At 68.5% G+C, this 22,192-nt stretch carries 22 protein-coding genes; 9 read left to right on the top strand and 13 right to left on the bottom strand.

The features are described 5' to 3' along the window. Positions 1 to 110 precede the first annotated feature (110 nt). Together gluQRS and J2W14_RS00290 are read left to right on the top strand one after the other, a co-directional pair. Positions 111 to 1,007, top strand: coding sequence for a tRNA glutamyl-Q(34) synthetase GluQRS (gene gluQRS / locus J2W14_RS00295; protein ID WP_307456733.1), 897 nt, complete (start codon positions 111 to 113; stop codon positions 1,005 to 1,007). 9 nt (positions 1,008 to 1,016) lie between these two features. Beyond that, positions 1,017 to 1,703: an HD domain-containing protein gene (locus tag J2W14_RS00290; RefSeq protein WP_307456731.1), complete on the top strand. Its 687-nt coding sequence runs from the start codon at positions 1,017 to 1,019 to the stop codon at positions 1,701 to 1,703. Between the two features lie 75 nt (positions 1,704 to 1,778). Here the strand turns inward: J2W14_RS00290 and J2W14_RS00285 are convergent, their stop codons facing one another. The 8 genes from J2W14_RS00285 to J2W14_RS00250 all read right to left on the bottom strand — a co-directional run bounded on the left by J2W14_RS00285 (position 1,779) and on the right by J2W14_RS00250 (position 10,221). Beyond that, positions 1,779 to 2,444 carry a transmembrane-type terpene cyclase gene (locus tag J2W14_RS00285; protein ID WP_307456728.1) on the bottom strand — a complete coding sequence of 222 codons (666 nt, stop codon included), beginning with the start codon at positions 2,442 to 2,444 and terminating at the stop codon, positions 1,779 to 1,781. Positions 2,445 to 2,546: 102 nt separating this feature from the next. Then, positions 2,547 to 3,863 carry an ATP-binding protein gene (locus J2W14_RS00280; RefSeq protein WP_307456726.1) on the bottom strand — a complete coding sequence of 439 codons (1,317 nt, stop codon included), beginning with the start codon at positions 3,861 to 3,863 and terminating at the stop codon, positions 2,547 to 2,549. A gap of 121 nt (positions 3,864 to 3,984) precedes the next feature. Further along, positions 3,985 to 5,556 carry an amino acid permease gene (locus tag J2W14_RS00275; RefSeq protein ID WP_307456724.1) on the bottom strand — a complete coding sequence of 524 codons (1,572 nt, stop codon included), beginning with the start codon at positions 5,554 to 5,556 and terminating at the stop codon, positions 3,985 to 3,987. Positions 5,557 to 5,583: 27 nt separating this feature from the next. Then, entirely contained in the window at positions 5,584 to 6,999 is a 1,416-nt protein-coding gene (locus J2W14_RS00270) for an aspartate ammonia-lyase (protein WP_307456722.1), read from the bottom strand. Between the two features lie 8 nt (positions 7,000 to 7,007). Next, a complete protein-coding gene (locus tag J2W14_RS00265; RefSeq protein ID WP_307456720.1) occupies positions 7,008 to 8,048 on the bottom strand; it encodes an asparaginase in 1,041 nt (346 codons plus the stop codon). 73 nt (positions 8,049 to 8,121) lie between these two features. Further along, positions 8,122 to 8,829: a FadR/GntR family transcriptional regulator gene (locus J2W14_RS00260; protein ID WP_307456717.1), complete on the bottom strand. Its 708-nt coding sequence runs from the start codon at positions 8,827 to 8,829 to the stop codon at positions 8,122 to 8,124. A gap of 93 nt (positions 8,830 to 8,922) precedes the next feature. Beyond that, positions 8,923 to 9,525, bottom strand: a complete 603-nt coding sequence (locus J2W14_RS00255; protein WP_307456715.1) for a DUF305 domain-containing protein — start codon at positions 9,523 to 9,525, stop codon at positions 8,923 to 8,925. Between the two features lie 132 nt (positions 9,526 to 9,657). Then, entirely contained in the window at positions 9,658 to 10,221 is a 564-nt protein-coding gene (locus J2W14_RS00250; RefSeq protein ID WP_307456713.1) for a hypothetical protein, read from the bottom strand. A 143-nt stretch (positions 10,222 to 10,364) separates the two neighbouring features. Here J2W14_RS00250 and J2W14_RS00245 point away from each other — a divergent pair, with 143 nt between their 5' ends. After that, entirely contained in the window at positions 10,365 to 10,700 is a 336-nt protein-coding gene (locus J2W14_RS00245; RefSeq protein WP_307456709.1) for an ArsR/SmtB family transcription factor, read from the top strand. A 17-nt stretch (positions 10,701 to 10,717) separates the two neighbouring features. Beyond that, positions 10,718 to 11,845, top strand: a complete 1,128-nt coding sequence (locus J2W14_RS00240) for a cation diffusion facilitator family transporter (protein WP_307456706.1) — start codon at positions 10,718 to 10,720, stop codon at positions 11,843 to 11,845. Here the strand turns inward: J2W14_RS00240 and J2W14_RS00235 are convergent. The 3 genes from J2W14_RS00235 to J2W14_RS00225 form a co-directional block, all read right to left on the bottom strand. Further along, the gene (locus J2W14_RS00235) at positions 11,842 to 12,798 is read right to left on the bottom strand and encodes an L-lactate dehydrogenase (protein ID WP_307456703.1); all 957 of its coding nucleotides are present in this window, start codon (positions 12,796 to 12,798) and stop codon (positions 11,842 to 11,844) included. The two genes, J2W14_RS00240 and J2W14_RS00235, sit on opposite strands and share 4 nt — an antisense overlap. A gap of 17 nt (positions 12,799 to 12,815) precedes the next feature. Next, complete coding sequence (locus J2W14_RS00230; protein ID WP_307456701.1) at positions 12,816 to 13,007, bottom strand: SDR family NAD(P)-dependent oxidoreductase; 192 nt, start codon at positions 13,005 to 13,007, stop codon at positions 12,816 to 12,818. A 155-nt stretch (positions 13,008 to 13,162) separates the two neighbouring features. Beyond that, positions 13,163 to 13,780: a uracil-DNA glycosylase gene (locus J2W14_RS00225; RefSeq protein ID WP_307456698.1), complete on the bottom strand. Its 618-nt coding sequence runs from the start codon at positions 13,778 to 13,780 to the stop codon at positions 13,163 to 13,165. Between the two features lie 473 nt (positions 13,781 to 14,253). Here J2W14_RS00225 and J2W14_RS00220 point away from each other — a divergent pair, with 473 nt between their 5' ends. After that, positions 14,254 to 16,386, top strand: coding sequence for a beta-glucosidase family protein (locus J2W14_RS00220; RefSeq protein ID WP_307456695.1), 2,133 nt, complete (start codon positions 14,254 to 14,256; stop codon positions 16,384 to 16,386). Between the two features lie 22 nt (positions 16,387 to 16,408). Here the strand turns inward: J2W14_RS00220 and J2W14_RS00215 are convergent, their stop codons facing one another. Continuing rightward, on the bottom strand, positions 16,409 to 17,797 hold the full coding sequence (locus J2W14_RS00215) for an HNH endonuclease (protein ID WP_307458231.1): 1,389 nt from the start codon (positions 17,795 to 17,797) through the stop codon (positions 16,409 to 16,411). Positions 17,798 to 17,962: 165 nt separating this feature from the next. Between J2W14_RS00215 and J2W14_RS00210 the strand changes: the two genes are divergently transcribed. After that, positions 17,963 to 18,472 carry a hypothetical protein gene (locus J2W14_RS00210; RefSeq protein ID WP_307456691.1) on the top strand — a complete coding sequence of 170 codons (510 nt, stop codon included), beginning with the start codon at positions 17,963 to 17,965 and terminating at the stop codon, positions 18,470 to 18,472. A 9-nt stretch (positions 18,473 to 18,481) separates the two neighbouring features. Here J2W14_RS00210 and J2W14_RS00205 read toward each other — a convergent pair whose 3' ends face one another. Then, complete coding sequence (locus tag J2W14_RS00205) at positions 18,482 to 19,990, bottom strand: amidohydrolase (RefSeq protein ID WP_307456689.1); 1,509 nt, start codon at positions 19,988 to 19,990, stop codon at positions 18,482 to 18,484. A gap of 332 nt (positions 19,991 to 20,322) precedes the next feature. Here J2W14_RS00205 and J2W14_RS00200 point away from each other — a divergent pair, with 332 nt between their 5' ends. The 3 genes from J2W14_RS00200 to J2W14_RS00190 are packed head-to-tail and all read left to right on the top strand — an operon-like array spanning position 20,323 to position 22,189. After that, positions 20,323 to 20,694: a hypothetical protein gene (locus J2W14_RS00200; RefSeq protein ID WP_307456686.1), complete on the top strand. Its 372-nt coding sequence runs from the start codon at positions 20,323 to 20,325 to the stop codon at positions 20,692 to 20,694. Next, on the top strand, positions 20,691 to 21,746 hold the full coding sequence (locus J2W14_RS00195) for a zinc-dependent alcohol dehydrogenase family protein (RefSeq protein ID WP_307456683.1): 1,056 nt from the start codon (positions 20,691 to 20,693) through the stop codon (positions 21,744 to 21,746). Before J2W14_RS00200 ends, J2W14_RS00195 begins: the two co-directional genes overlap by 4 nt. Next, the gene (locus J2W14_RS00190) at positions 21,743 to 22,189 is read left to right on the top strand and encodes a flavodoxin family protein (RefSeq protein ID WP_307456680.1); all 447 of its coding nucleotides are present in this window, start codon (positions 21,743 to 21,745) and stop codon (positions 22,187 to 22,189) included. The genes J2W14_RS00195 and J2W14_RS00190 overlap by 4 nt, the downstream gene beginning before the upstream one ends. The last annotated feature ends 3 nt before the right edge of the window (positions 22,190 to 22,192 follow it).

Here is a 22,192-nt window from a genome sequence, read left to right as displayed (position 1 = left end):
AGCAACGCCCCGGGCCCGGCACGGCAAGAGCCCCTGAGCCACCGACGTCGGATTTCCGAAGTCATCGGTAGCTGAGGGGCTCTTGTGCTGGCGGCGCATAGGCTGGTGCCATGACTTCTGCCGGCCGTTTCGCCCCCAGCCCCTCCGGCGAACTGCATGTCGGCAACCTCCGCACCGCCATCCTCGCCTGGCTCTTCGCCCGGTCCACCGGCAGGAAGTTTCTCATGCGGGTTGAGGACCTGGACCGGGCCCGGGCCGGTGCCGAGGCGGAACAGCTCAGGGACCTCGCCGCGATCGGCATCACCTGGGACGGCGGAATCGTCCGCCAGACCGACCGCGGGCCCCTCTACGCCGAGGCAATCGCCGGGCTGACCGCGGCGGGCCTGACCTATGAGTGCTTCTGCACCCGCCGCGAAATCCAGGAGGCGCCGTCCGCTCCGCACGCTCCGCAGGGGGCCTATCCGGGCACCTGCCGTAACCTGTCTGAGGCCGAACGCGCGGTCAAGCGCGCCGTCCGTCCCGCCGCCGTCCGGCTCCGGTCCGCCGTGACCGCGGCGACAGTGCAGGACGTGCTGCACGGCAGCTACACCGGAGTGGTGGATGACTTTGTGCTCCGCCGCAACGACGGCGTGACGGCCTACAACCTCGCCGTCGTGGTGGACGACGCGGCCCAGGGCATCGACCAGGTGGTCCGCGGCGACGACCTGCTGCCCTCCACGCCCCGGCAGGCTTACCTCGCCTCGCTGCTGAATATTCCTGTTCCGGAATATGCGCACGTTCCGCTGGTCGTAAACGCCGACGGCGCCCGGCTGGCCAAGCGCGACGGTGCTGTCACGCTCGCGGACCTTGCGGCCGCCGGCATTCCCGTAGGTCAGGTGCGGGACACCCTGCTGGCATCGGTGGGGCTGCCGGCCGGTCCGGTGGAACAGGCACTCGCCGTGTTTGAGCCCGCCGCGCTGCCGCGGGAGCCGTGGATCTGGCCCGGGATGGCCGGGCCGGACGCGTAGGCTGGAAGCATGTCAGAACCAGAGTTCAGGGAAGCGCACACCCCGCAGCCGAGTTTTACCGTCGAGACAGCGAAGATCCTCGCGGAAGTGGCCCACAACCGCCAGAAGGACAAGCTCAAGCGGCCCTACCGCGATCACGTGATCGCGGTCGGGGATGCCCTGGCGGACTTCGACGACGACATCAGGATTGCCGGCTACCTGCACGACATCGCCGAGGACACCCCGATGACCCGGCAGGCGCTGCTGGACATGGGCGTCACCGAGCGTGCCGTGGACATCATTGAGCGCGTTACCAAGCGCCTGCACGAGAACCCGGACGACTACCAGGCAGGCATCCGCTACATCGCCGAGGACCACGACGCCACCCTGGTGAAAATCGCGGACAACGCCCACAACTCCCTGCCGGAGCGCGTCAGGGCACTGGCCGAAAAGTGGCCGGACAAGCCGCCGGTCACCCGCTACAACGAGGCCCGCCCGGTGCTTTATGCCGCGGTTCCGGTGGAGGAAACCCGCAAGATCCTGGCCCGGATCAACCCGTGGCTGCTGGATGAACTCGACGATCTGCTTGACGAGGCTGACGACACCGACTACGAGAACCTCTCGTACGAGGACGCCACGGAGGAATCGACCGAGGCCAGGCCCGAGGCCGGGCCCGGCGAGACCTCCGCCGCCGAGTCCGAGCCGCACCGGGCCTGACCCGGCACACCGCAGGGCCGGCCGGGTTCAGTTCCGAAGCCGCGTCCGCCGTCGTCCCCTGATAGCAACCCGGGGTCATCTGGCGCCCATCCCGGGGCCGGCCATGGGCGAAAGCTGACCCCGCGTTGCGTTTGCCGGGGATCTTGCCCGCCACAGCAGGCCGATGTAGGCCAGATCGAAGACGCTGCAGAGGACGCCGACGCCCAGAATCAGCGGCGAGTTGCCGTACCAGCCGAACACGATGGTGGGTGCCAGTGTCCCGATCCACTTTGCCACGGCGATCAGCAGTGTCTGGCCGCGGGGTCCCTGGCGGGCAACAAACAAGGCGATGAACAGCCCGGACATCAGCAGGTTCTGCAGGAACGCCGCGTAACGCGGCGCGTCCTCCCAGCCGAACTCGACCACGAAAAGCAGCTGAACCGCGAACGACGTGGCGCCCAACAGGAGCGCCCAGCCGATGAAGAGCCTCCGCGTCACCCACGCTGGCAGCTCGGACCGGCCGAACCTGAGGAAGGTGTACACAATCACGACGTCGGCGAGGGCCCACACGATGTTGAAGACCCCCTGGGTGGAGATGCCGGTCGCAACGGAGCGGGCGGCATAAATGGTCTCCCAGGCGAAATTGAGTCCGAGCGCCGCGGCCGGGATCGCGTAGCTTCTGTCCCGGAACCCGATTCGGATGGCATCGACGTACACCGCGGTCCAGGCGAGGCCGCTCACCACCGTCAGGAACAGGACCACGGATTCCCCTTTGACTCTCTACTCGCTGCAACGCGGGTTCATTTCCGGCCCATCCCGGCGCCCACCACGGGCGATGGCTGACCCCGCGTTGCCTGAAGGGGGTTAGACCCGGCCCAGGGCGTCGATGTCCTCGAGGAACTGCTGGTGGACCTCGTCGCTGACCGTGGTCCGGGTCTCGGCGATCGCGTCGAGGTAATCCTGTGTCGCGGGGCCCTTCCGGACGGCGTCGCGGACGGAGGGGCTGCCGCTGGAGGCGAGCCCGCCGTCGTCGTACACCGCCTTCTCCAGCGCCCGCTGGGACGCGCTCCGGGCGGCGTACTCGATGTCCGCGGGGGAGAAACCCTCGGTCCGGTCCACGAGCAGCTCCACGTCCACGTCGTCCACCACCGTGGCGGGAATGAACCGCTGCCACATGGCCTCCCGGGCCTGACGGTCGGGCAGCCCGATGGGGATGACGTAGTCGAAGCGTCCGTGGCGCAGGAACGCGGTGTCCAGGGCCCGGATGAAGTTGGTGGCGCAGACCAGCAGCCGGCCGGGCTGTTCGCGGAAGGCCGGAATGATCTTGAGGAGTTCGTTGGTGACGCCCTGCAGCGGGGACGGCGGCTCGCCGGAGCGCTGGGAGGCGATTTCCTCCACCTCGTCGATGAACACGACCGCATGTTCGAGTTCGGCGATCTCCAGGAAAGTCTCGCGCAGCGCACCGGCGAGGCCCTTGGGATCGGCGGCGAGGCGGGAGGGGAAGACCTCCACGAACGGCCACTCCAGGCGTGAGGCGATGGCCTTCGCGAACGTGGTCTTGCCCGTGCCGGGAGGGCCAAAGAGGACGACGGCGCGCGGCGGCACCACACCGTACTCGTCGGCGAGGTCAGCCTCGGCCAGCGGAAGAACGAGGCGGCGTTCCAGCAGTTCCTTCTCATTCCGCATGCCGGCGACGTTTTCCCAGAGGTCGCGGGCCAGGATCCGGCCGCCGAGCAGGCTCAGGGGTTCGAGTTCCTGGCGCTGCACCGGGATTTTCCGCTCGAAGTAGCGCAGGTTCTTTTTCAGCACAAAGCCGCGACCCAGGAATGCCTCGACGCGGGTCTCGGCCTCCGGCATCAGTGCGGAGAGCTTGTTCAGCCCGTGCGGCGCCATCCGGTTCTCGACGGCGGCCAGCAGCGAAGTGCCGATGCCGCGCCCCCGGTACTCGGGGAGGGTGGCCAGGAAGACGATCCAGCCCTGGTCGTGGGCGGCGCGGCCGACGGCGGCGCCCACGACCTGATCGCCCTGCACTGCGACGACGGCGTGGTCCTTCTCGCAGGAGGCCAGCACCTCGGAGAGCGCGTAGACCGGTTCGACATCGGTGGCCTTGAGCGACTCCCAGAGGTGCAGGATGCCGTCGAGATCGGCGGAATGGAAATCCCTGATTCGCCAGTTGGTCATGAGGTGTCTCCCGGGTGGTTCGTCGCTGAGCCAGTGTGAAGCTGTCCGTCGAGCATATGCGAACCGCCTCCGGGCGAGGTTGCGGGGACGTTGCGTTACGGGGAGGGGGAACGCCGGAAGGCTACTCCGGATCTCCGCCGGTGCTCCCTGCAGGCCGGGAGTCCGCGAGCGGATACGGTCCGGTGAAGCCCTCGCGGACTGCGGCGATTTCCAGGATGCGGTGCCGGCTGAGGCGCCAGCCGAGCATCAGGAGCGGAACAATGACCACGACGGACGCGATGGTCCACGTGCCCACGGGCGAGTCGAATGCCATCAGGATCAGGACCGCCAGGAGGAAGGCCAGCGTGATCCAGCCGGTGACGGGAGCGCCGGGCATCCGGAAAGCGGGCCGGAGCAGTTCCCCGCGGGCTGCGAGCCGGGCAAGCTGCATCTGGCACAGGACGATCATGGCCCAGGTGCAGATGATGCCCAGCGATGCCACGTTCAGGACGATCTCGAAGGCCTCGGCCGGGACCAGGGCGTTCAGGATGACGCCCAGGCCGGCCACGCCGGCGGTGAGGGCGATGCCGCCGTAGGGGACACCGGACTTGTTCATCCGGCCGGCGAACTTCGGCGCTGAACCTGAAACGGACATGGAGCGCATGATCCGGCCGGTGGAGTAGAGGCCGGCGTTGAGCGAGGACAGTGCCGCGGTCAGGACCACGAGGTTCATGATCGCGTCCACGCCGTCGACGCCGATGGAGCCGAAGAACGTCACGAACGGGCTTTCGCCGGCCTTGTAGGAGCTATAGGGCAGCAGCAGCGAGAGCAGCAGCAGCGAGCCGACGTAGAACACCGCGATGCGGACGATCACCGTGTTGATGGCCCGCGGCATGATCTTTTCCGGGTTTTCCGTCTCGCCGGCGGCGGTGCCAATGAGCTCGATCGAGGCGTAGGCGAACACGACACCCTGCATCACCACGATGGCGGGCAGCAGGCCGTTGGGGAACACGCCGCCGTTGTCCGCGATGAGGCTGAACCCGACCTCTTGGCCGGCGACGGGGGTGCCGAAGATGACGAAGTAGATGCCGACGATCAGGAAGGACACGAGCGCCACAACCTTGATCAGCGCGAACCAGAATTCGAGCTCGCCGAACACCTTAACGCTGATGAGGTTGAGGCCCAGGACCAGGATCAGGGCGGCCAGGGCCCACACCCACTGCGGTACGTCCGCGATCGGCGCCCAGTACTTCTTGAAGAAGTTCATGTACAGCGCGACGGCGGTGATGTCCACGATCGCCGTCATGGCCCAGTTCAGCCAGTACAGCCAGCCGGTGACGAACGCGGCCTTCTCGCCGAAGAATTCGCGGGCGTAGGAGACGAACGAGCCCGACGACGGCCGGTGCATCACGAGTTCGCCGAGGGCGCGCAGGATCATGAAGGCGAAGAACCCGCAGACGGCATAGCTGATGACCAGGGCCGGGCCGGCAGCGGCGAGGCGGCCACCGGCGCCCATGAACAGGCCGGTGCCGATCGCACCGCCGATCGCGATCATCTGCACCTGTCGGGGCTTCAGGCCCTTGTGGTAGCCCTGGTCCTCGGCGTGGAGCGCGGCCTCGGAGGCATGGGCGTGCGCCGGAATGGTGTGGTCGGAGACGGCCGGTGGCTGTGCGGCCGGTTGTTTTTGGGCGCGGGCAGTTTCGGGGTAAGTCATGGGGGTCCTTCGGGTTTCGAGGGTGCGCTATTGGCTCAGGTTGGCGAGGCGCTGGGGGCTGAGGAGGTCGGTGAGCTGCTCGGCGGTGAGCAGTCCGTGTTCGAGGACGAGTTCCGCGACGCCCTTGCCGGTGGCGAGGGCTTCCTGGGCGATGGCGGTGGCCGTGGCGTAGCCCAGGTGCGGGTTGAGGGCGGTGACGAGGCCGATGGATTGTTCCACTGTGAGGCGGAGGTGTTCGGTGTTGGCGGTGATGCCCCGGACGCAGCGGGCCGTGAGGGTGCGGCAGGCGGCTTCGAGGTGGGAGATGCTCTTGTGGAGGCTGTGGACGATGATGGGTTCGAAGGCGTTGAGCTGGAGCTGGCCGGCTTCGGCGGCCATGGTGATGGTGACGTCGTTGCCGATGACCTCGTAGGCGACCTGGCTGACCACTTCCGGGATGACGGGGTTGATCTTGCCGGGCATGATCGAGGAGCCGGACTGCACGGCGGGGAGGTTGATTTCGCCGAAGCCGGCGCGTGGTCCGGAGGAGAGCAGCCGGAGGTCGTTGCAGATTTTGGAGAGTTTCACCGCGACGCGCTTGAGTACGCCGGAGAGGTGCACGAAGGCGCCGACGTCCTGGGTGGCCTCGATCAGGTCCACCGCGGTGACGAGCGGCAGGCCGGTGATCTCGGCCAGGTGCCGGCAGGCGGCTCCGGCGTACCCGGCCGGTGCGTTGAGGCCGGTGCCGATCGCGGTGGCGCCGAGGTTGATTTCGTGGATCAGCAGGTCGGCTTCGGCCAGGCGGAGCCGGTCCTCGCCGATCGTGACGGCGTAGGTGCCGAATTCCTGGCCGAGCGTCATGGGGACGGCGTCCTGCAGCTGGGTGCGGCCCATCTTCACGACGGTGCGGAATTCCAGGGCCTTGGCGGCGAAGGCGTCTTCGAGTTCGGTGAGGGCTTCGAGCAGTTCCCGGGCGGCGAAGATCGTGCCGAGCTTGACGGCGGTGGGGTAGACGTCGTTGGTGGACTGGCTGAGGTTGACGTGGTCGTTGGGGTGCAGCCGCGCGTAGTCGCCCTTGGGGTGGCCGAGGATTTCCAGGGCACGGTTGGCGATCACCTCGTTGGCGTTCATGTTCGAGGACGTCCCGGCGCCGCCCTGGATCACGTCCACCACGAACTGCTCGCTGAGCTTGCCGTTCATGACGTCGGTGCAGGCTTCCTCGATGGCCCGGGCGCGGCCGGCGTCGAGCAGCCCGAACTCGTGGTTGGTGCGGGCCGCGGCCAGTTTGACGGCGGCCAGCCCGCGGACCAGATGCATATTGGAGGACAGCGGCTGGCCCGTGATCGGGAAGTTCTCCACGGCCCGGAGCGTGTGCACACCCCAGTAGGCGTCGGCGGGAACCTCCCGGTCGCCCAGCAGGTCATGTTCGGAACGGAATTCTGCGCGTTCGTCGAGCGTGGTCATGGCGGTCCTTACGGGGCGTCGGGGGCGTTGGAGGTTGCGGGGGAAGCGAGGAAATCGGTGGCCTGCAGCAGCCCGACGGGCCGGCCGCCGCCCAGCACAGGTGCCGCGGCGATGCGCGCCAGGGAAGAGGTGTCGACGTCGAGGGCGGCCAGGACCCGCACGGTGGCTGGCATCCTGGCGCGGTCTCCGCCGTCGGAGATCTTCACGGCAACGCCGCGGCCGTCGGGCAGGCCCACCAGCTGGACGCCCTCGAAGCCGTCCTTGGCCAGAAGCCCGGGGACCAGTCGCATCAGCGCGGTGACATCCCGGTCCTCGCCCGCGGCCATCTCAGGCTTGCGGCGCATGGCGTCAGCGACGGCGGCTTCCGCACTGCCGGGTCCCGTTGCCGAGGCCAGTCGGCCAAAGGCGCGGGCCATGCCGCGCAGTGTAAGGGCGAACAGCGGCGTGCCGCAGCCATCAGTGGAGGTGCGTTCGGGGTCCTCGCCGGTCAGGTCCGCCACGGTCCGGGCCACAAGCTGCTGGAGCGGGTGCGCCGGGTCCAGGTATCCCCGGACCGGCCAGCCGTTGATGACACAGGTGGCCGCCATCGCGGCGTGCTTTCCGGAGCAGTTCTGCGCCAGTTGGGTGGCCTGCCCGCCGCCGCCGAGCCATTCCTCGCGCTCAGGCACGCCATAAGGGAGGTCGGTATTGTTCTCGAGGTCTTCAGGGGTCAGTCCATGCAGTTCCAAGATGCGCAGTGCGCCGTCGCGGTGGGCGGCCGACCCGGAGTGGCTGGCGGACGCGAGGGCGAGGAGCTCGACCGGGAGTTCCAGGCCGGCACGGACCATGGCAACGGCCTGCAGGGGCTTCAGGGCCGAGCGCGGGTAGAACGGAGCGAGGGGCTGGCCGGCGGTCAGGAGGGTCGTGGCGTCCGCCGCGGTAGCGATTACCGAGCCGCAGTGGACACTCTCGACCAGGCCGTCGCGGGTCTGGACCGCGAGCGGGACGTGTTCAGGGAGGCTCCGCGGAGCCAGCGGAGCCGGGGAGTGCGTGGGGGCAGTAAGAATCATTGCGTCCTCTGGGCGGTGGTGTCGGTTGTCGCTGGTCAAGCCGCTGCTGAATCTGCTCTTCTTGGCGCGGGCGTCAGGAGCCTGCAGGCGAGTTGAGAATCGAGTCGAGGGCAAGGCCAACGGCATGCAGGTGCTGGCTCATGGCGATGCGCGCCGTTGCCGCGTCGCCGGCCTCGATGGCGGACAGGATCCGCCGGTGCTCCGCATCGGAGGCGTGTTGCCGGTCCGCCACCATGTTCAGGGTCTCGGACTGGTGGGCCAGGGCGTCCCGGATGTCCGCAACGACGTTTTCGAACACCTTGTTCCGGCTGGCCCGCGCGATCAGCGCGTGGAAGCTCGAGTCCAGCCCCACCCACACTTCGGGGTCGTCCTCGGCGGTCATCGCGGCAACAACGTCCCGCATGGTCTCCAGCTCCTCGGACGTACGGCGTTCCGCCGCCAGCCCGGCGGCCGGGACCTCGATGTGGGGACGTGCCTCGGTGAGGTCGCGCGCCGAGTATTGTCCCAGGACCAGGTCCTTGGCCACGCGGTCGGCGACGACGAATGTGCCCCGCCCGGTCCTGGTGACGGTCAGCCCCAGGGCGGTGCAGGAACGCAGGGCCTCTCGCACCACGGAGCGGCTCACGCCGTACTGCTGGGCAAGAGTGGCCTCGGAGCTCAGCTTGGCGCCAACGCCGAGCTGGCCGGATTCGATTTCGGAGCGGAGGACATTGAAGACTGCTTCGGCTGCACTAAGGCGGGCGAGGGGCTGTCCTGCTGTCCGGCTGTCTGACAGGTTCACGCTTCAAAATATGGCACGGGTCACATCGGCGTGTCAACTGTGACGGCGGCCCCTGTGTCGGAGGCCGCCGTCATCCTGAGCTCGGGTGCTCGTCTACAGCCCCGCGAGCAGTTCCTGCATTTCCTGGATTTCGTCCGTCTGGGAGGCCGCGATGTCCTTGGCCAGCTGGATGGCTTCGGCGTTCTTGCCGCTGCGGACCTCGGCGTTGGCCATCTCGACGGCGCCCTCGTGGTGCGCGATCATCTGGCGGAGAAACAGCTTCGCGGCCTCGGTTCCCTGGGCGGCGTCGAGCTGGGTGAGGTCCTCGCCGCTCATCATGCCCGTCATAGAGTGGCCGCCCGGTGCCTGCGTGGGTTCATTCCAGGCCTTGAGCCAGCCGGTCATCTTCTCGATCTCGGGCGCCTGGGCGGCCTTGATCTTCGTGGCCAGCGCGGTGATCCTGGCGTCGATGCCCTGCTTCTTCAGGATGATGTCGCTCATCTCCACGGCCTGGGCGTGGTGCGGGATCATTCCCTGGACGAACATTGTGTCCGAGCCGCTGTGGTTCGCGGCCGCGGGTGCGGCACTTGAGCCCATGGTGCTGTGGTCCATGCCGGGCATGCTGCTGCTTCCGCCGGAGGTGCCGGGGGTGGAGCAGCCGGCCAGTGCCATCACGGCGGCGAGGGCGGCGGCGGAAATAGGGAGGGTCTTCTTCATGGGAGGTCGTGTCCTTCGTGATCCGGCGGTGGACGCCGGCGGGTTGGAGCCGCGCGGAGGCTGCTGGAATCGGCGGCCGTGCGCTGGGGGCGGATGGTGGTGCGCCGGCGTCGTCACGGCACATGCCCGGTCCTACGTGCGGCTGATGGACAGGTCCCGGGGCGTGGGCGTCCCCGGCACGTAAACGTAGCCGGACGGGCGGTCAGCCCCCTCTGCGGTCCAGGGCCGGCCCTCCAGCAGGGCGGGCCCGGGATGAGTGGCGCTCATCGGGGCCCCTGACAGCGACGGCATGCAGCCGACATGAACCGCTGGCGTCTCGGCGCATCCGCCCTGGCAGGTGCACGACGGCGGGACCTGGGTTCCGCCGACTGTCGCCGTGGCGGGTGCCACCGCAGACGCGGTCTCCGCCGCAGCGGGGCCCTCGTCGGCCTGCGAAAAAGTGCCGGCGGCGCTGTGGCTGGAGTGCCCGGCAGGATCGCCGGCGGTTTGGTCGGCGGCCGCCTGGCCGGCGGCGTGCGGCGCCGTCGCGTGCGGCGCAGTGTGGATGCCGCCGGGAGGGGACGATTGGGCGTGCGGGCCATGGGAGCCGGAGATGATGTGCATCCCCAGGAAACCGGCAATCAGGGCGAGCAGTCCGGCCAGCAGTGCGGCACGGCGGAGGACGGCGACGGGATTGGCCGCGGCGGCTGCGGACATCGTCACCCTCCTTTCGCAGTTACGGCTTTGGGCAGGGTCGAGAAGCACTCAGGCTACCTGTCTTCAACGCCTGCCCGCGGGATTGTGTTCCGGCGGCGCAGGGCGCAATTGGCCGGAGGGGACAACTGTGACAGTATCTGCGTATGAATGCAGATATGCGGATTGAGGTCGACAGCCCCCACGTGGAGCTGGCCGTCGAAGTGTTCTCCATGCTGGCCGACGCCACGCGTGTCCGCTTGATCCTCGCTTTGGGAGAAGGTGAGCTGCCGGTCAACGCCCTGGCAGACTGCGTCGGGAAGCCGGCCTCAGCAGTCTCGCAGCACCTGGCCAAAATGCGGCTGGGCGGCATGGTCGCCACACGGCAGGAAGGCACGAAAGTCTTCTATCGGTTGCAGAATGACCACGCACGCCAACTGGTGATGGATGCCATCCATCAGGCCGAGCACGCGCTCGGCACGGCCCCGCGGCACGGCGCATGAACCGCCAGTCTGATGCCGTGGACGAACACAGCCACGGCGAGGGTCAGGAGCACAGCCACGACGACGGGCACGTCCACGCCCACCCGCATGGCCATGACCACGGCCCGGACGGCCACGTGCATGACCATGACCACGGCGCGCACGGCCACGACGCGCACGACCACGGCGCGCCCGGTCACAACCACACGTACGCCACCGGCCTGAAGGGCTGGCTTCAGTCAGTCTTCGTCCCGCACTCGCACGACGCTGCGGACTCCATCGATGAGGCGCTCGAATCCAGCTCCCAGGGCATCCGCGCCGTCAAGATATCCCTGCTCGGCCTCGGCGCCACCGCGCTCTTCCAGCTCGTGATCGTGCTGATCAGCGGCTCCGTGGCGCTGCTGGCGGACACCGTACACAACTTCTCCGACGCGCTGACCGCGGTCCCGCTGTGGATCGCGTTCCTGCTGGGCCGCCGGAAGGCCACCCGGACTTACACCTACGGGTTCGGTCGGGCCGAGGACCTCGCCGGGCTGTTCATCGTGGCGATGATCGCCCTCTCCGCGGTGGTGGCTGCCGTCGAATCGATCCGCCGCTTCTTCGAACCCCAGCCCGTGCACAACCTCGGCTGGGTGCTCGCCGCGGGACTGGTGGGCTTCGCCGGCAACGAACTCGTGGCGATCTACCGGATCCGTGTCGGCCGGCGGATCGGTTCCGCAGCGCTGGTGGCTGATGGCGTCCATGCCCGGACGGACGGCTTCACCTCGCTGGCCGTCGTTGTCGGCGTCATCGGCGTCTGGCTCGGGTTCCCGCTGGCGGATCCGATCGTTGGCCTGCTGATTTCCGCCGCCATCGCCGTCCTCCTCTGGGGCACCGTGCGCGACGTCGGGCGGCGGCTGATGGACGGTGTCGACCCTGGACTGACCCGGAGGGTCGAGGCCGTCGTAGCGGAACACTCCCGTTCGGGCGGCACAGCCCGGCTGCGCTGGTCCGGCCACCGGCTGCACGTGGAAATCACGGTGCCGATCCCGACGGACGCGCACCTGGTGGAGCTCGCCTCGGTGACGGCCAATCTGGAACGCGGCGTCCGCCGCGCCCTCCCGCACGTCGGACCGGTGACGATTGTGCCCGACTTCGCCGCAGCAGGGTCGCCGCAGGCCGCCTAAATCCCCAGCGTCGCCAGACTCTGCTGCAGTGTCTCCGCCGAATGCTGCAGGGAGGCCAGTTCGCCGTCGTCCATGGGGGTATCCAGCACGGCGCGGACCCCGCCATGCCCCACAATGCTGGGCAGCGACAGCGCCACCCCGGTGATCCCGTACTGCCCGTCCAGCACGGTCGACACCGGCAGGACCGCGTTTTCCGCGCGCAGCAGCGCCTCCACGATGCGCGCGCCGGACAGGCCGATCGCGTAGTTCGTGGCGCCCTTGCCCGCGATCACCTTGTAGGCTGCGTGCGTCACTTCACTAGCGGTTTCGGCGAGGTAGTCGGGGGTGAAGACGCGTTCGCCGTCGACCGTCCAGTTGCGGATCGGGACCGGCCCGATCGTGGCGCCGGACCAGATGGGGAACTCGGTGTCGCCGTGCTCGCCCACCATGCTGGCGTGCACGCTGGTGAGGGAGACCCCGGCCTTGCGCGCCAGCAGCCACCGCAGCCGGGACGTATCCAGCACGGTGCCGGAGGAGAAAATTCGCGAGGAAGGCAGACCGGAGATCTTCTGCGCCGCGACGGTCAGCACATCGCAGGGGTTGGTCACCAGGACGTAGACCGCGTCCGGGGCGTGCGTGAGCAGCTGCGGCATGAGCTGCTCGAGGATGCGAACGTTCGTGCCGGCCAGGTCCAGCCGCGTCTGGCCCGGTGCCTGTTTGGCCCCGGCGGTGATGACGACGACGTCGGCGCCCTCCACCGCGGTGATGTCCCCGCCGCCGGTGACGGTTGCCGCGGCGGCGGCGAACTGGGTGCCGTGGGCCAGGTCCAGCACTTCGGCCTCGGCCTTGGTGGCATTGACGTCGAAGAGGGCGACGCTGCTGGCCGAGCCGCGGATCAGGGCGGCGTAGGCGAGGGACGTGCCGACGCTGCCGGCGCCGACAATTGCGAGCTTTGAGCCGGGACTCTGGGACATGGGATTCTTCTTTCCGGTTAGACGGCGGGCGGCGCTACCGCCGCGAACTTCGAGGCGGTGCAGCCGGAAAGGGTCTCGTAGGCCTGGAGTCCCGCGATCGAGGGGATGTTGATGATAGAGGCGGGCGCTGCGCCTGGCATAGCCGGGGCGGCGGCATTGATGCCGTTGAAGACGCCGGTGAGGGCCACCTTGCCGCCCAACTGTCCCATCGCCGAGTCCTTTTCGGGAGCGAGCCGCACCAGGGGACGCGTCCGTCCGGGCCCGACTCAAGCTCACCAAGCACCGCCCGGCTTGGGCAGGGCCGTTGGACCCTACGCGGACCGGGGGTGGCGAACCGCCGTCGTGCCTGTCCTATACCGGCGGATCAGAGGTGCTGGATGCCTGCCCGCTGCATGGCGTCCTTGTAGACCTCGACGTTCTTGCTCAGGAGTTCTTCCTGCTTGACGGCCGAGACTGCGAAGGCGCGGCCGCCCAGGGCGGTGGCCTTGTAGATTTTGACTCCGCGGTTCTTCAGGGAGGAGTGGTAGGTCTTCTCGAAGAGTGTCAGGAAGGCGTGGGCGTCGGCGCCGTGGGCGATGACGGCCGAGACGCGCCTGTTGATCTTGAGGAACTGGCGGAATGGCCGCAGCCCGTCCGTCTTCTCCTGGACGTTCAGCGCGGAGGGGAGCTCGGGATCGCGCACCCAGGGGTAGGCGTTCCACGGCATCACGTACCGGGGGTCAAGCTCGACGGCCTCGTAGATGGAGGTGGCGCGGCGGGCGGCCTCGTCATCGTTGAAGTGGGAAACGAAGCCCGATTCGGTGCCCTTGCCCGGGGCGATGTGGAGGCTGACGATCCGGCACTCGTCCTCGTCATGGACGGGATCGATGTAGGGGACGACCGACCCCGGCTTCTTTTCCATCAGTTCGTCGCAAAGCTGCGTTACGGCGGCGATGTTCGGTTCCTGCAGCAGGGTCTTCTTTTCGTCCCAGTCAATCGTCACGATTTCTCCCTCAGCGCTCGGCGTCCAGAATCAGGCGTCTGGTTCCACTCTACGCTTTCGGGCGCCGGGGCGTTTTTTCGGACTCCGGAAGAGGCCACGGACCCCTAGTCACGCTGAATGGGCGGGCGTACGCTTAAAGCGCCTGCAGGTAACCACTGGATTAAGCCGGGTCGTTCTGGACATGAGAATGTCCGAGCCGTCTCATAGCGAGATCGCGAAAGTACCTGCAGGCCTTGCGTTTAAGGCGAAAGCGCCGAGCGCACCGCACAGGGCCGACTTCCTTCGCCCACCTGGTCCAGACGCGCGCGACTGAGCTGTCACAGCCGTCGGTCGTGTCCCCCGGCGCCCGGGCACCAAAACCCGCGCGAACCTCTGGCCCCGCCTCACCGCCACGGGCATGATGGAACCGATCCCAGGTGCCCACTCCGCCGCGGCGCCCAACGCCCCCGGGAGACCCCGAAAGCAGGCAACGCGTGAATTCAGAAGCGATGGCACGGGCCCGTGAAGTCGAGGCACAACTGACGGATGAGGAGCGGTTTTCCCTCCTGATCAGCGTCATGGGCACCAACGAGGTCCTCACGGAGAAGGATCCGCGCATCCCGGACGGCGTCCCGATGAGCGCCGGCTACACGCCCGGAATCCCGCGGCTTGGCATCCCGGCCCTGCTGATGAGCGACGCGAGCCTGGGCGTCACCAACCCGGGCTACCGGGAGGGCGACACCGCCACCGCGCTCCCGGCGTCGATCGCCCTAGGGGCCAGCTTCAACCCCGAACTCGCCCGCCGATCCGGGCAACTGGTGGGCAGGGAGGCCCGGAGCAAAGGGCTCAATGTCCAGCTCGCCGGTGGCCTCAACTTGCACCGCGACCCGCGCAACGGCCGGAACTTCGAGTACCTCTCCGAGGACCCCTGGCTTACCGGGGTCCTCGGCGCGGAGTCGGTCCGGGGAATCCAGGGCGAGCAGGTCATCTCTACGGTCAAGCACTTTTCCCTGAACTGCAACGAGACCAACCGGCACTGGCTGGACGCCGTCATCGACCCGGCCGCCCACCGGGAAGCCGACTTGCTCGCGTTCGAAATCGCCATCGAACGCGCCGGACCCGGCTCGGTCATGACCGGCTACAACAAGATCAACGGCACCTACGCAGGCGGCAACGAGGCGCTGCTGGAGGGCATCCTGAAGGGCGCCTGGGGCTTCCCCGGCTGGGTGATGTCCGACTGGGGCGCGACGCCGGGCTGGGACTTCGCGCTGCGTGGCCAGGACCAGGAATCCGGTGTGCAGATCGACGTCATGATGTGGGGGAAGGAAACCTTCACCGCTCCGCTGCGGGCCGCCTACGAGGCGGGCGAATTCCCTAAGGAACGCCTGACCGGGATGGTGCAGCGCATCCTGTACGCCATTTTCGACGTCGGCATCGACCGCTGGGAGGGGACACCCGACGTCGACCTGTCCGCCCATGCCGACATCGCGCTGGAGACGGCGCGGCAGGGCATTGTCCTGCTCAAGAACGACGGCGTGCTTCCGCTGAACTCGCCGTCTCCTCCGGGCGCGCCGCTCACGATTGCGGTCATCGGGGGACATGCCCAGCTCGGCGTACCCACCGGCTGCGGCTCCAGTGCCGTCACCCCGCCCGGCGGCTACGCCGAGGTCCATACGGTCGGCGGCCCGGGCATCATGGGCAGCATGCGGAACTTGTACCTGCTGCCCTCCTCGCCGCTGGCGGAACTGCAGAAGCTGCTGCCCGGCGCGGAGATCGAATACGACCCCGGAATGAGCCCTGCCGAGGCGGGGCTGCTGGCACGCCGTTGTGATGTCACGGTCGTTTTCGGCATCCGAGTGGAGGGCGAGGGCTACGACAACGCGGACCTGTCCCTGCCATGGGGCCAGGACGCCGTGATCGAGGCGGTCGCGGACGCCAACCCGAACACCGTCGTCGTCCTTGAGACCGGCAACCCCGTGGCGATGCCGTGGCTGCCGAAGGTCCGGGCCGTCCTCGCGGCCTGGTACCCCGGGCAGTGCGGCGGCCAGGCGATCGCCGAAATCCTCACCGGCGTCACCAACCCCTCCGGGAAACTCCCGCTGACCTTCCCGGCCGCCCTGGACCAGACACCGCGGCCGGAGCTTCCGGGCCTCGGCACGCCGTGGGGGACCCCGACGACGATCACCTACAACGAGGGATCCGACGTCGGCTACCGCTGGTTCGCGAAGACGGCGCAGGAGCCCCTCTTTCCCTTCGGCCACGGTCTCAGCTACACCCGGTTCAGCTATGCGGAGCTGACAGTGCAGGACCGGGACGGGGTACGGGCCGAGTTCACCGTCACCAATGCCGGACCACGCCGCGGGGCCGACGTGCCCCAGCTCTACCTCCTCGAGGACCCCGCGGGTCCCCGGATGCGGCTGCTCGGCTTCGAACGCGTGGACCTCGAACCCGGCGAATCACGGACCGTCGCGCTGGACGTTGACCCTCGGCTGTTCGCGTCCTACGACACCGACGGCGGGCAGTGGCACACCTCGACCGGCAGCTACCGCCTGGCGCTCGGGCATTCGGCCGGCAACTACACCATGGAGGCTGATGTGGCTTTGGCCGAGTCGTGGTTTGGGCAGTAGCCGCCCCTTTGTCCGGCAACGTTCAGGCTGCGGGTTGGTTTTGTCTTCGGGTGCGGTGGAGGTCGTTGGCTCGGCGGTGGCGTTGGCGGCGGTGGTCCGGGCTCTTTGCTGCGGCCAGGTCCGGTTCCGGCTGGCGGGCCGGGGTTCCCGGCAGGGGCGGGGCGGTGGCTTGGTAGGTGTGGCCGGTGGGGGTGGTGACGTCGAGGGTGTGTCGGGGGCCGGGGCGTGGCCGGGAGGACCAGCCGGGGGTTTCTTTGGTGTGGTTGCAGGCTTCGCAGAGCCCGGCCCCGTTGTCCTGGGTGGTGGTGCCGCCACGGTGCCAGGGGATGATGTGGTCGAAGTGGCGGATGGGGGCGTCGCAGTAGGGCGTGCGGCACGTGTCGTCGCGGGCGGTGAGGAAACGGCGGAGCCCGGCCGGGAAGAGCCGTGCACGGGAATCCACCGCGGTGAGCTCGCCGGTGCCGGGGGCGGTGTAGAGCCGGCGCAGCCAGACGTTCATGGCCCTGTCACCGGCGGCGTCCCCGGCAGTGTTCCCGGTGGTGTCCCCGGTGGTGGTGAGGAGGTCCCGGGCCCAGCCGGCGGGGACGATGCCGTAGCCGGGGAGGCGTGCGGGTTCGCTGTCGGCCTGGAAGAGGGTGCGGTCGGTCATGACGAGCTGGATCTCGATCCCGCTGATCCCGCCGGCCGTGCCGGTGGTGCGTTCGACCAGGGTGTCGGCCACGAGCTGCCCGCGGGTCCGGGGGTCCCCGGCGGCCCGCAGGGTGTCGGCGTGCCGGGTGAGGCCGGCATAGACGGCAACCCCGGCGGCGACGGGGAGCAGGGCGGTGAGGTAGCACATGGTGTCCGGGGCCGGGCGGAGGCTGACGTGCCGTTCGGTGCTCGCGTGGCTGGCGCGCTGGGTGACCGAGCGCGGGTCCCGCCGGTACGCGGCGGTGCGGGCCGCGGCGATGATTCCCCGGTCCCCGGCGCCGTCGAAGGTCCCGGTGTCGGGGGCGAGTTCGGCGTCGACGGCGGCCCGGTCCTCCGCGGAGAGACAGGCGGTTTCCTTCACCAGCAGGGTGGCGCGCCATTCGTTGAGCTGTCCGGTCTCCAGGGCCGCGAGGGTGTGGGGCATTTCGGTGACGAGGGCCTTCGCCAGGCCCAGGAGCCGGCCGCCGCGGGCCGGGGATTCCCGCCGGGCCAGGGCGATCTGCGCGCCGGCCCCGGAGCCCAGCTCCCCGGCCGGTATCCCACGGTCCCGCTGTTCGCGGCGCTGGATCAGGTCGAAGGCGACGGACAGCCGGGCCTGACGGGCAGCCAGGGCAGACTTGTGGTCTTCCAGGGACCGGATTTCAGCAATCAAACGCGCACCGTCCAGCTCGGGCACGTTCCCGGACGGCCGGACAGCGGCCAGCGAACGGGCCGCATCCATGACTGTCACCTGTTCTGGCTGAGCCTGTTTTGGCTGAGGCTGGTCGGGCCCCTGATTGCCGTCCATGGAACCACGCTATCGGGCACGTCCGACATTTGGAGCGGCCACGGAAGCCGCGCGTCCGTAAGCTTTGAAGGAACGCAGCGCCCCCAACCCAAGGAACCCATGCCGATCAACAGACAGTCACTGAAGCAGGACGGGTTCACCGGATTCCGGCCGCTCGGGGATCTGGATATCAACCGGATCCCGCAGAAACCCGGGATCTTCGCGGTGCTGCAGCCCGAGGGCTTTCGGGCGCAGTTCCTGGCCAGGAGCACCGCCGGCATCTTCAAGAAGAAGGACCCCACCCTGAAGACGGACGCACTCGCCGCCGAATGGGTCAACGGGGCCGACGTCCTCTATCTGGGCAAGGCCGGCCCCGGGAGCAAGGGCAACCGCGGGCTGCGCCGGCAGATCCAGGAGTTCGTCGACTTCGGCAAGGGCAAGCCGCCTGGCCACTGGGACGGCCGGCTGATCTGGCAGCTCGCCGCGGCCGGGTCGCTGACCGTCGCGTGGAAGGAGCTGCCCGTTGAGCAGCTCAACGCGGCCGAAGCCGGATACCACGCCGCGTTCGTGGAGGAATACGGCCGGCTGCCGTTCGCCAACCTGGTCCAGTCGCGGGTTAAGGCGAGCTGATTTAGCAGGTCAGACGCCGTCCCGGAACGTGAACCGCCCGGCCACGAGCGTCGCGGCCACGGGCATCGCCGCAAAGACGGCGTCCGCTACTCCCAGCGGGTCGCCGTCGAGCGCCACGAGATCCGCCGTATCCCCGACCCGGATCCTGCCCCGCCCGCGCGTTGACGCGGCCAGGGCCTCCTGCCGCGTGAGCGCCTGCTCCGGATGCCAGGGCGCCCGCCCGTCCTGCCGCGCCCGTGTGGTGGCCGCCGCCATGGCGGTCCACGGCTCCAGTGGCGCCACCGGCGCATCGGAGCCCAGCGCCAGCGTGGCACCGGCAGCCAGCAGCGACCGCAGCGGGAACGCCCGCTCCGTTCGCCCGGCCCAGTTGGAATCGGCAGCATCACGGTCATCGAGGGCGTGGGCGGGCTGGACACTCGCGGTCAGCCCCAGCTCGCCGAAGCGCGCGAAGTCCTGTTCCCGGACAAACTGGGCATGCTCAATCCGACCGGCGATCCCGGCCGCCGCGAAGGCATTCAGCGCCACCTCATTCGCGCCGTCGCCGATCGCGTGCACCGCCGGCACAAAGCCGCACTCCCGGGCCCGGACCAGCAGCTCCAGCAGTTCTGCCTCGCTCACGGTCAGCAGCCCGCGGCCGCCATGCGGATACGGGTCCACACAGTACGCGGTCCGCGTGTTCAGCGAGCCGTCAATCAGCACCTTGAGCGGGCCCACCCGCAGCAGCCCCGCCCCGCCGTCGAGCTCCTGCCCGGTCCGCATCCCCTCCGCGACGGCCCGCGCCAGGTCCTGCGGATAGACGCCTGCGTCGACCCGGAAGGAATCGAACCCGCCCGCCACGCGGCGCAGCCACACCTCGCGGTTCCAGGTCATTTCGAAATCGACAATCCCCACGATCCCGCGTGCGGCCGCCGCCTGCGCGGACTCCCGCACCCAGGCATCCACCACCGCGTCCGGCAGCCTACCCAGCTCACGGGTCAGTTCAAAGGCAGGCTCCTCGCGCAGCAGCCCGGAGGAGTCCACCGGCACGCCGTAGCGGGTCGCTGCCGCGCTGTTGAGCCACACGCAGTGCAGGTCATGGCTGAGCAGCGCCGTCGGCAGGCCGCCGGTGGCGCCGTCGAGCAGCTCCAGGCTGGGAACATCCGCCCAGACGGCGTCCCGGAAACCGACACCCACGACGGTCAGGCCGCCTCCTCCCTCACCGGCGGGGCCGAGGCCGGACAGGGCGGAATGTACGACTTCGGCCGCCTCGCGCGCCGAGGCGGCCCCGGAGACGTCGATCCGGTTGGCGGCGAGGGCCCACTGCGTCATGTGGACATGCTCATCCCACAGCCCCGGGATAACGAAGCGGCCGTCCAGGTCGACCACCTGGGAATCGGGACGAACAACCGTTCCGGCGGGAGCGATCCGCGAAACCACCCCGTTGGCCACGTGCACGTCGTACAGCGCGGTGTAACCGGGGATCCGCGCCGAGGCGACCACGAGGTGGCGGGTCACGGCAGCGGCTGGAGTCTCAGGCATAGGACACAGGCTATGGGCCGGAGCGCGCCGCGCCAATCCGGACCGCCGCAGCGGCCGGATTCCGGTTGTCCCCCGGACAAGGGACTTTCGCCCCTTGCCCAGGGAAGACGCACACACCAAGCTGAATTTGGGGCGGTTCCTGCACGGCCATTGGGGATGAACCGCTTGCTTATCAGTTGTACGGTCTCGCTCGAACCTTGGGGAAGGAAAAGGCATTCTGCACTGCCCGTGTCTGCGGGCAGACGGCAGGAGACCGCAGCCACTATGACTGTTATCAGCGATTCTTACATTCTTGAGACCGACCACGGGCTGCGCGGGAGCTCTGACCCCGCATGACGCACAGGCAGCACGGAAGCCGGTCCAGCGCCTACTACGCGCACCCCTCGCACGGGGATCCGCGCATTAGGGTGCTCATCCGGATTGACGCAAATGAGGAGTCTGCTCGGGTCAACGTGCGCGGCGTCGTGACGCCGGCGAATATCAGGGCGCTTTATGTCGTCTGCCGCCGCGTGACCGCGAAACTTCCCGGTTACGAAATCGTGGTGGACCTCGCCCATGCCCGCGTAACAGCCGAGGCCATAGAAGAACTGCACGACCATGCCAGTCGCTCGGTCGTGTCATCCGGCATCGACGGCACGGTCACCCCGTGCCGGTTGCGCATCGTGGATCCGCCGAGCATCCTCAGAATCAAGGAGAACGCGTGAAAGCCCTCGTCTATGGCGGTCCCGGTGCGAAGTCCTGGACGGACGTTCCCGATCCGAAGATCCAGAATCCCAGTGACGTGATCGTCAAAGTGGAGACCACCACGATCTGCGGAACGGACCTCCACATCCTCAAGGGGGATGTTCCGGCCGTGACCAAGGGCCGGATCCTGGGCCACGAAGGCGTCGGAACCATCACCGACGTCGGCTCCTCGGTCACCAGCCTTAAAGTGGGGGACCGCGTCATCATCTCCTGCATCAAGTCCTGCGGCCACTGCGCCAACTGCAAGACCGGCCTGTACTCGCACTGCATGGGCGAGGAAGGGGCCTCCGGCATCGGCTGGGTCTTCGGCCACCTGATCGACGGCACGCAGGCCGAGTACGTCCGCGTCCCCTACGCGGAAAACTCGCTCCACCTGCTCCCGGAGGGCGTCACCGACGAACAGGCCGTCATGCTCTCCGACATCCTCCCCACCGGCTTCGAGATCGGCGTGCAGTACGGTCGCGTCAAGCCCGGCGACACGGTCGCCGTCGTCGGAGCCGGACCGGTGGGCCTCGCCGCCATCGCAACCGCCGGACTCTACGGAGCCGCCACCATCATCGCCATCGATCTTGACTCGAACCGGCTGGACAAGTCCCGCGAATTCGGCGCCACCGACGTCATTCTTTCCGGCGACGCCGACTGGAAGGAACAGGTGCTCGCGCTGACCGACGGGCAGGGCGTGGACGTGGCAATCGAGGCGGTCGGCATCCCGGCGACTTTCAGCATGTGCACGGACATCGTCCGCCCGGGCGGCAATGTGGCCAACGTCGGCGTGCACGGCAAGTCCGTGGAGCTGCATGTGGAAAACCTTTGGATCCAGAACATCAACATCAGCATGGGCCTGGTGAATGCCAACACCACCCCGATGCTGCTCAAACTCGTGGCCCAGAAGAAGGTGCCGGCGGAGAAGTTCGCCACCCACCACTTCAGCTTCGACCAGTTCCTGGAGGCCTACGACACGTTCGCCCGGGCCGCGGAAACCAAAGCCCTCAAGGTCGTGATCACGGCATGAAAGCCCTGGTCGTCTACGATTCGGCGCACGGCAACACCAGATCGGTAGCCGAGGCGATCGCCGGTTCGCTTGACGGAGTCCAGGCGAGCTCCGTCCCGGTCGGCGACTTCAAGCCTGACACGCTCGCAGCCGGAGACCTCCTCGTGGTCGGCAGCCCCATCAACGGGTGGAGCCCGACGCCGAAGATCACCGCGCTGCTCGCGGCCCTGGGAGACGGTTCCCTCAAGGGGGTGAAAGCCGCGGCGTTCGACACCCGCGTCCGGATGTTTATTCACGGTGATGCCGCCAAGAAGATCGCGCATGCCCTGAAGGCGGGCGGGGCGGACATCATCGCCGAACCCATGCCCTTCTACGTGAAGGGAACCGAAGGGCCCCTGCGCGACGGCGAAATCGAGAAAGCGGGAAGCTGGGCAGGAGCCCTCCTCACCTCACTCAGGAGCTGAGTG

The organism is Pseudarthrobacter oxydans, from assembly GCF_030812335.1.
In the GTDB taxonomy this organism is placed as follows: Bacteria; Actinomycetota; Actinomycetes; order Actinomycetales; family Micrococcaceae; genus Arthrobacter; species Arthrobacter oxydans_B.
This window is presented reverse-complemented; position numbering and strand designations above follow the sequence as displayed.

What these genes read in the sequence shown, in the direction of transcription:
- gluQRS (WP_307456733.1), top strand. Translation starts at nt 111, where the DNA reads ATGACTTCTGCCGGCCGTTTCGCCCCCAGCCCCTCCGGCGAACTGCAT.
- J2W14_RS00290 (WP_307456731.1), top strand. Translation starts at nt 1,017, where the DNA reads ATGTCAGAACCAGAGTTCAGGGAAGCGCACACCCCGCAGCCGAGTTTT.
- J2W14_RS00280 (WP_307456726.1), bottom strand. Translation starts at nt 3,863, where the DNA reads ATGACCAACTGGCGAATCAGGGATTTCCATTCCGCCGATCTCGACGGC.
- J2W14_RS00275 (WP_307456724.1), bottom strand. Translation starts at nt 5,556, where the DNA reads ATGACTTACCCCGAAACTGCCCGCGCCCAAAAACAACCGGCCGCACAG.
- J2W14_RS00270 (WP_307456722.1), bottom strand. Translation starts at nt 6,999, where the DNA reads ATGACCACGCTCGACGAACGCGCAGAATTCCGTTCCGAACATGACCTG.
- J2W14_RS00265 (WP_307456720.1), bottom strand. Translation starts at nt 8,048, where the DNA reads ATGATTCTTACTGCCCCCACGCACTCCCCGGCTCCGCTGGCTCCGCGG.
- J2W14_RS00255 (WP_307456715.1), bottom strand. Translation starts at nt 9,525, where the DNA reads ATGAAGAAGACCCTCCCTATTTCCGCCGCCGCCCTCGCCGCCGTGATG.
- J2W14_RS00250 (WP_307456713.1), bottom strand. Translation starts at nt 10,221, where the DNA reads ATGTCCGCAGCCGCCGCGGCCAATCCCGTCGCCGTCCTCCGCCGTGCC.
- J2W14_RS00245 (WP_307456709.1), top strand. Translation starts at nt 10,365, where the DNA reads ATGAATGCAGATATGCGGATTGAGGTCGACAGCCCCCACGTGGAGCTG.
- J2W14_RS00235 (WP_307456703.1), bottom strand. Translation starts at nt 12,798, where the DNA reads ATGTCCCAGAGTCCCGGCTCAAAGCTCGCAATTGTCGGCGCCGGCAGC.
- J2W14_RS00230 (WP_307456701.1), bottom strand. Translation starts at nt 13,007, where the DNA reads ATGGGACAGTTGGGCGGCAAGGTGGCCCTCACCGGCGTCTTCAACGGC.
- J2W14_RS00215 (WP_307458231.1), bottom strand. Translation starts at nt 17,797, where the DNA reads ATGGATGCGGCCCGTTCGCTGGCCGCTGTCCGGCCGTCCGGGAACGTG.
- J2W14_RS00210 (WP_307456691.1), top strand. Translation starts at nt 17,963, where the DNA reads ATGCCGATCAACAGACAGTCACTGAAGCAGGACGGGTTCACCGGATTC.
- J2W14_RS00205 (WP_307456689.1), bottom strand. Translation starts at nt 19,990, where the DNA reads ATGCCTGAGACTCCAGCCGCTGCCGTGACCCGCCACCTCGTGGTCGCC.
- J2W14_RS00200 (WP_307456686.1), top strand. Translation starts at nt 20,323, where the DNA reads ATGACGCACAGGCAGCACGGAAGCCGGTCCAGCGCCTACTACGCGCAC.
- J2W14_RS00190 (WP_307456680.1), top strand. Translation starts at nt 21,743, where the DNA reads ATGAAAGCCCTGGTCGTCTACGATTCGGCGCACGGCAACACCAGATCG.